Annotated in this window: 7 protein-coding genes; all 7 read right to left on the bottom strand. The window is 50.6% G+C overall.

The window, feature by feature from the left end; all coding sequences use genetic code 11:
• Positions 1-553, bottom strand: a 553-nt coding sequence (locus KBW69_RS22955; protein WP_257282437.1) for a hypothetical protein, incomplete at its 3' end; no start/stop codon positions are given.
• 236 nt (positions 554-789) lie between these two features.
• Positions 790-2,568 (bottom strand): C2H2-type zinc finger protein, encoded by a 1,779-nt coding sequence (locus KBW69_RS22950; protein WP_257282436.1) that lies wholly within the window; start codon positions 2,566-2,568, stop codon positions 790-792.
• 19 nt (positions 2,569-2,587) lie between these two features.
• A complete protein-coding gene (locus KBW69_RS24020; RefSeq protein ID WP_373690737.1) occupies positions 2,588-2,770 on the bottom strand; it encodes a transposase in 183 nt (60 codons plus the stop codon).
• Positions 2,748-3,962, bottom strand: a complete 1,215-nt coding sequence (locus KBW69_RS22945; protein ID WP_257282434.1) for a C2H2-type zinc finger protein — start codon at positions 3,960-3,962, stop codon at positions 2,748-2,750. The genes KBW69_RS24020 and KBW69_RS22945 overlap by 23 nt, the downstream gene beginning before the upstream one ends.
• A gap of 236 nt (positions 3,963-4,198) precedes the next feature.
• Complete coding sequence (locus KBW69_RS22940) at positions 4,199-6,547, bottom strand: C2H2-type zinc finger protein (RefSeq protein WP_257282433.1); 2,349 nt, start codon at positions 6,545-6,547, stop codon at positions 4,199-4,201.
• Positions 6,548-6,566: 19 nt separating this feature from the next.
• A complete protein-coding gene (locus tag KBW69_RS24015) occupies positions 6,567-6,692 on the bottom strand; it encodes a transposase (RefSeq protein ID WP_373690738.1) in 126 nt (41 codons plus the stop codon).
• A 34-nt stretch (positions 6,693-6,726) separates the two neighbouring features.
• Positions 6,727-7,598 (bottom strand): C2H2-type zinc finger protein (locus tag KBW69_RS22935; protein WP_257282432.1); only part of this gene is annotated, 872 nt, incomplete at its 5' end.

Here is a 7,598-nt window from a genome sequence, read left to right as displayed (position 1 = left end):
GCAAATAGACATCTGTTCTGCAAGCGAAAGAATCGTCTGAGGTTGAACGACACCGGATACTTGTGGAGGGAGCGAAGATACAGCGTCCTTGTCGATGACAACAGGGTTGTTCATGGCAATTTTCGTCCAGACTATGTCGGAAGTCGTTAGGCTGGCCCGAATTTTCGTCATTATGGCTGTTGTCGTATAGATAGTTCGATTTTTCTGAAGGTCTATTGGATAACTGACCATGATCCTCTTGCCCCGTTGTCCGGGAATAGTTTCCGCCGCCCGATCCGTACATCAAAGTGATGATCTGAAGTTCATTTCGCCTAAAGGTTTTGCCACTGGGTGGCGTGCCTGACTCTGAATATCCGTTTGTGCAGGTAATGTATGTTGGTTCGTTTTGCATCGGTCCCCAATCGGTCATTGTCACCGCAGATAATGTGCCCGGCTCAGTGTTTATAAAAAAATTCTGGCTTGTCGAAGCCCGGTTCTGGTTAACCTCAATGATAAAACGGTAAGTCTGCAGCTCAACCGGGCAAACGAAAGGCACAAAGACCAATATGTTCAAGAGTAGACTTTTAATGGTTCTATCCTTTGTTTTCTACGGATAGGAGCAGTGAGGATAGACGAGAGGATAAGGAGCAATGAACTAAAACAGAGTGGATCATGGATTCTCCCATTCGTGGCAAACGTGCCTGCCAGGGGCGAGCCTATCATGGCGCAGTCGAAGCAGGTTGATGATTTTGTTGTGCCACATGGGCATCAAAGACCCGCTTGCCCTCCTGAGCCTGTGACAAGCAGAAATCAATCACTTGACTGTGCTTTATAAAGCTTTCGTTTTCGGTGCTGCCTTTTGTGCTCCGACAGGGCTTTGCCGTTTGGCAGGATCTTCTGGCACTCTGGGCAGGTTTGCTCTGGGGTGTGATATTGACTTTTGTGAACCGACAGGGCTTTCGCGTTTGGCAGGAGCTTCTGGCACTCAGGGCAGGTTCGCTCTGGGGTGTGATATTCACTTTTGTGAGCCGACAGGGCTTGAGCGTTTGGCAGGGTCTTCTGGCACTCAGGGCAAGTTTGCTCCGGGGTGTGATCTTTTCTTTTGTGACGCGACAGTGCTTGAGCGTTTGGCAGGGTCTTCTGGCACTCAGGGCAGGTTGGCTCTCCGGTGTGATATTGACTTTTGTGAGCCGTCAGGGCTTGAGCGTTTGAAAGGGTCTTCTGGCACTCAGTGCAGGTTTGCTCTGGGGTGTGATCTTTTCTTTTGTGACTCGATAGCGCTTTAGCATTTGGCAGGGTCTTGCGGCACTCAGGACAGGTTTGCTCTCCGGTGTGATATTCACTTTTGTGAACCGACAGGGCTTTCGCGTTTGGCAGGGTCTTCTGGCACTCCGGGCAGGTTGGCTCTCCGGTATGATATTCACTTTTGTGAATCGACAGGGCTTGAGCATTTGGCAGGGTCTTTTCGCACTCGGGGCAGGTTTGCTCCGGGGTGTGATCTTTTCTTTTGTGAACCGACAGGGCTTTCGCGTTTGGCAGGGTCTTCTGGCACTCAGCGCAGGTTGGCTCTCCGGTGTGATATTCACTTTTGTGAACCGACAGAGCTTGAGCGTTTGGCAGGGTCTTTTGGCACTCTGGGCAGGTTTGCTCCGGGGTGTGATCTTTTCTTTTGTGATCCGACAGTGCTTTCGCGTTTGGCAGGGTCTTCTGGCACTCAGGGCAGGTTTGCTCCGGGGTGTGATCTTTTCTTTTGTGAGCCAACAGGGCTTGAGTGTTTGGCAGGGTCTTCTGGCACTCAGGGCAGGTTTGCTCTCCGGTGTGATATTGCCTTTTGTGAGTGCTCAATGAGGCTTGAGAGCCAAGTGTTTTTTCACAGCCAGGGCGATCACATCGGTATTTTTTGGAGCCTGCCTTCCTTTGTTTTTTAGCAGGAGGTGGATTTAATGTTAATGACGGGCCGTTGGTGCTGTCAGCTCCTGAGACAACTGTCGGACCTTCAGCAGGATGGCTTACCGAGTCAGATTCCTGTTCGCCTTGCAAATAGACATCTGTTCTGCATACGAAAGAGTCGTCTGAGGTTGAACGACACTGGATACTTGTAGAGGGAGCGAAGATACAGCGTCCTTGTCGATGACAACAGGGCTGTTCATGGCAATTTTCGTCCAGACTATGTCGGGAGTCAGTAGGTCGGCCCGAATTTTCATCATTATGTTCGTTGTCGTATAGATAATGTGATTTTTCTGAATGCCCACTGAATGACTGACCATGATCCTCTGGCCCCGTTATCCGGGAATAGTTGCCGCCGCCTGTTCCGTACATCAAAGTGATAATCTGAAATTTGTTTCGCCGATAGGGTTTGTCATCGCAAGGCGTGCGTGGCCCTGAATATCCGTTTGCGCGGGTAATGTGTGATGGTTCGTTTTGCACCGGCCTCCCATCGTTCATTGGCATCGCAGATAATGTGCCCGGCTCAGTGTTTATAGAAAAACTATGGCTGGTCGAAGCCCTATTCTGGTTAACCTCAACGATAAAACGATAGGACTGCGGCTCAACCGGGCAGACAAAAGGCACAAAGACCAATACGTGCAAGAGTAGGCTTTTAATGGTTCTATCCTCTGTTTTCTGCGGATAGGAGCAGTGAGGATAGACGAGATTTGTCATCTGTTAACCCGCCGCAGGTGATAGACCGATGGGCGTGAACATTGCGATTGAGATCATAACCGAACGTGTGCAGTGCCCTTCCCCTCTGAGCCTGTGACAAGCAGACATCAATCACTTGACTTTGCGTCATCAAGCTTTCGTTTTCGGTGTTGCCTTCTGTGATCCGAAAAGGCTTGAGCGTTTGGCAAGATCTTCTGGCACTCAGGGCAGGTTCGCTCTCCAGTGTGATATTTTCTTTTGTGAGCTGTCAGGGCTTTTGCGTTTGGCAGGGTCTTCTGGCACTCAGGGCAGGTTTGCTCTCCGCTGTGATCTATTCTTTTGTGAGACGACAGGGCTTTCGCGTTTGGCAGGGTCTTCTGGCACTCAGGACAGGTCTGCTCTCCGGTATGATCTTTTCTTTTATGATCAGACAGGGCTTGAGCGTTTGGCAGGGTCTTCTGGCACTTAGGGCAGGTTTGCTCTCCGGTGTGATATTGACTTCTGTGAACCAACAGGGCTTGAGCGTTTGACAGGCTCTTCTGGCACTCAGGGCAGGTTTGCTCTGGAGTGTGCTCTTTTCTTTTGTGATAGTTCAATAAGCCTCGAGAGACAAGTGTTTTTTCACAGCCAGGGTGATCACATCGGTATTTTTTGGAGCCCGCCTTCCTTTGTTTTTTAGCAGGAGGCGGATTTAATGTTAATGACGGGCCGTTGGTGCTGTCAGCTCCCGAGACAACTGTCGGACCTTCAGCAGGATGGCTTACCGAGCCAGACTCCTGACCGCCTGTTTGCAAACAGACATCTGTTCTGCAAACGAAAGGGTCATCTGAGGTTGAACGACACCAGGTACTTGTGGAGGGAGCGAAGATACAGCGTCCTTGTCGATGACAGCAGGGCTGTTCATGGCAATTTTCGTCCAGACTATGTCGGGAGTCGGTGGGCTGGCCCGAATTTTCGTCATTACGGCTGTTGTCGTATAGATAGTTCGATTTTTCTGAAGGTCTATTGGATGACTGACCATGATCCTCTGGCTCTGTTGTCCGGGAATAGTTACCGCCGCCCGTTCCGTACATCAAAGTGATGATCTGAAATTTGTTTCGTCCACAGGGTTTGTCATAGGGTGGTGAGCCTGACTCTGAATATCCGTTTGTGCCGCTAATGTGTGATGGTTCGTTTTGCACCGGCCCCCAATCGGTCATTGGCACCGCAGATAATGTGCCCGGCTCAGTTTTTATAGAAAAACTCTGGCTTGTCGAAGCCCGGTTCTGGTTAACCTCAATGACAAAACGGTAAGTCTGCGGCTCAACCGGGCAAACGAAAGGCACAAAGACCAATACGTGCAAGAGTAGACTTTTAATGGTTCTATCCTTTGTTTTCTATGGATAAGAGCAGTGAGGATAGACGAGAGAAATAAGGGGCAATGAACTAAAACAGAGTGGTTCATGGATTCTCCCATCTATGGGAAACATGCCTGCCAGGGGCGAGGCTTTCATGGCACAGTCAAAGCGGGTTGATGATTTCTCAGTGCCACATGGGCATTAAAATCTGCTTGTCCTCCTGAGCCTATGATAAGCAGAAATCAATCACTGGAGTGAGCATCATAAAGCTTTCGTTTTCGGTGTTGCCTTCTGTGATTCGAGAGGGATTTCACGTTTGGCAGGGTCTTTTGGCACTCAGGGCAGGTTTGCTCTCCGGTATGGTATTGACTTTTGTGAGTCGACAGGGCCTGAGCGTTTGGCAGGGTCTTCTGGCACTCAAGGCAGGTTTGCTCTGGGGTGTGATCTCTTCTTTTATGGTCAGACAGGGCTTTCGCGTTTGGCAGGGTCTTCTGGCACTCTGGGCAGGTTTGCTCCGGGGTGTGATCTTTTCTTTTGTGATCCGACAGGGCTTTCGCGTTTGGCAGGGTCTTCTGGCACTCGGGGCAGGTTTGCTCCGGGGTGTGATCTTTTCTTTTGTGATCCGACAGGGCTTTCGCGTTTGGCAGGATCTTCTGGCACTCAGGGCAGGTTTGCTCTGGAGTATGATCTTTTCTTTTGTGATCCGACAGGGCTTGAGCGTTTGGCAGGGTCTTCTGACACTCAGGGCAGGTTTGCTCTGGGGTGTGATCTTTCCTTTTGTGAGTCGACAGGGCTTGAGCGTTTGGCAGAGTCTTCTGGCATTCAGGGCAGGTTTGCTCTCCGGTGTGATATAGGCTTTTGTGAACCGACAGGGCTGGAGCGTTTGGCTGGGTCTTCTGGCACTCGGGGCAGGTTTGCTCTGGGGTGTGATCTTTTCTTTTGTGCTCCGACAGGGCTTGAGCGTTTGGCAGAGTCTTCCGGCACTCAGGGCAGGTTTGCTCTGAGGTGTGATCTTTTCTTTTGTGAATCGACAGGGCTTGAGCGTTTGGCAGGGTCTTCTGGCACTCAGGGCAGGTTTGCCCGGGGGTGTGATCTTTTCTTTTGTGAATTGACAGGGCTTGAGCGTTTGGCAGAGTCTTCTGGCACTCAGGGCAGGTTTGCTCTGGGGTGTGATCTTTTCTTTTGTGAGCCCACAGGGCTTGAGCGTTTGGCAGGGTCTTCTGGCACTCAGGGCAGGTTTGCTCTGGGGTATGATCTTTTCTTTTGTGATCCGACAGGGCTTGAGCGTTTGGCAGGGTCTTCTGGCACTCTGGGCAGGTTTGCTCTCCGGTGTGATATCGACTTTTGTGAACCGACAGGGCTCTTGCGTTTGGCAGGGTCTTCTGGCACTCAAGGCAGGTTTGCTCCGGGGTGTGATCTTTTCTTTTGTGGTCCGACAGAGCTTTCACAGTTGGCAGTGTCTTCTGGCACTCAGCGCAGGTTTGCTCTCCGGTGTGATATTGACTTTTGTGATCCGACAGGGCTTGAGCGTTTGGCAGGATCTTCTGGCACTCAGGACAGGTTTGCTCTGGGGTGTGATCTTTCCTTTTGTGAATCGACAGGGCTCGAGCGTTTGGCAGGTTCTTCTGGCACTCAGAGCAGGTTTGCTCTCCGGTGTGATAGTTACTTTTGTGATCCGACAGGGCTTTCGAGTTTGGCAGGATCTTCTGGCACTCAGGGCAGGTTTGCTCCGGGGTGTGATCTTTCCTTTTGTGAATCGACAGGGCTCGAGCGTTTGGCAGAGTCTTCTGGCACTCAGGGCAGTTACGCTTTCCGGTGTGATATTGATTTTTGTGAGTGCTCAATGAGCCCTGGGCGCTAAATGTTTTTTCACAGCCGGGGTGATCACATCGGTATTTTTTGGAGCCCGCCTTCCTTTGTTTTTTCGCAGGAGGTGGATTTAATGTTAGCGATGGGCCGGTGGTGCTGTCAGCTCCTGAGACAATTGTCGGATCTTCAGCAGAACGGCTTACCGGGCCAGATTCCTGATCGTCTGTTTGCAAATAGACATCTGTTCTGCAAGCGAAAGAGTCGTCTGATGTTGAACGACACCGGGTACTTGTGGAGGGAGCGAAGATACAGCATCCTTGTCGATGACAACAGGGCTGTTGATGGCAATTTTCGTCAAGACTATGTCGGGAATCGGTGGGTCGGCCCGAATTTTCATCATTATGGTCGTTGTCGTATAGGTAATGCGATTTCTCTGAATATCTATTGAATGACTGACCATGATCTTCTGGCCCCGTTGTCCGGGAACAGTTACCGCCGCCCGTTCCGTACATCAAAGTGATGATCTGAAATTTATTTCGCCTACAGGGTTTGTCATCGCGAGGCGTACCTGACCCCGAATATCCGCTTGTTCGGGTAATGTATGATAGTTCGTTTTGCATCGACCTCCCATCGTTCATAGGCTTTGCAGATAATGTGCCCGGCTCAGTTTTTATAGAAAAACACTGACTTGTCGAAACCCCGTTCTGGTTAACCTCAACGATAAAACGGTAAGTCTGCGGCTCAAGCGGGCAAACGAAAGGCACAAAGACCAATACGTGCAAGAGTAGACTTTTAATGGTTCTATCCTTTGTTTTCTATGGATAGGAGCAGTGAGGATAGACAAGATTTGTCATCGGTTAACCTACCGCAGGTGATAGACAGATGGTCGTGAACATTGCACTTCAGATCATGCCCAAATGTGTGCAGTGCCCTTCCCTCTTAAGCCTATGACGAGCAGACATCAATCACTTGACTTTGCATCATCAAGCTTTCGTTTTTGGTGTTGCCTTCTGTGATTCGACAAGGCTCGAGCGTTTGGCAGGGTCTTCTGGCACTCAGGGCAGATTTGCACCGGGGTGTGATCTTTTCTTTTATGATTCGACAAGGCTTGAGCGTTTGACAGGGTTTTCTGGCACTCAGGGCAGGTTTGCTCGCCGGTGTGATATAGACTTTTGTGAACCGACAGCACTTGAGCATTTGGCAGGCTCTTCCGGCACTCAGGGCAGGTTTGCTCCGGGGTGTGATCTTTTCTTTTGTGATTCGATAGCGCTTTAGCGTTTGGCAGGGTCTTCTGGCACTCAGGGCAAGTTTGCTCTCCGCTGTGATATCGACTTTTGTGAACCGACAGAGTTTTCGCGTTTGGAAGGGTCTTCTGGCACTCAGGACAGGTTTGCTCTGGGGTGTGATCTCTTCTTTTGTGATCCGACAGGGTTTTCGCGTTTGGCAGGATCTTCTGGCACTCAGGGCAGGTTTGCTCTCCGGTGTGATATTCACTTTTGTGAACCGACAGGGCTACAGCGTTTGGCACGGTCTTCTGGCATTCAGGGCAGGTTTGCTCCGGGGTATGATCCCTTCTTTTGTGAACCGACAGGGCTTGAGTGTTTGCCAGGGTCTTCAGGCACTCAGGGCAGGTTTGCTCTCCGGTATGATATTCACTTTTGTGAACCGACAAGGCTTTCGCGTTTGGCAGGGTCTTCCGGCACTCAGGGCAGGTTTGCTCCGGGGTGTGATCTTTTCTTTTGTGAACCGACAGGGCTTTCGCGTTTGGCAGGGTCTTCTGGCACTCAGCGCAGGTTGGCTCTCCGGTGTGATATTCACTTTTGTGAACCGACA

The sequence above is a fragment of the Endozoicomonas sp. ISHI1 genome, assembly GCF_024606225.1.
GTDB lineage: Bacteria > Pseudomonadota > Gammaproteobacteria > Pseudomonadales > Endozoicomonadaceae > Endozoicomonas_A.
The sequence above is the reverse complement of the archived record's forward strand: the minus strand, read 5'-3'. Positions and strand labels throughout refer to the sequence as shown.

Bases quoted from the DNA above. Each gene is read 5' to 3' on its own strand.
- KBW69_RS24020 (WP_373690737.1), bottom strand. From the start codon at position 2,770: ATGACGCAAAGTCAAGTGATTGATGTCTGCTTGTCACAGGCTCAGAGG.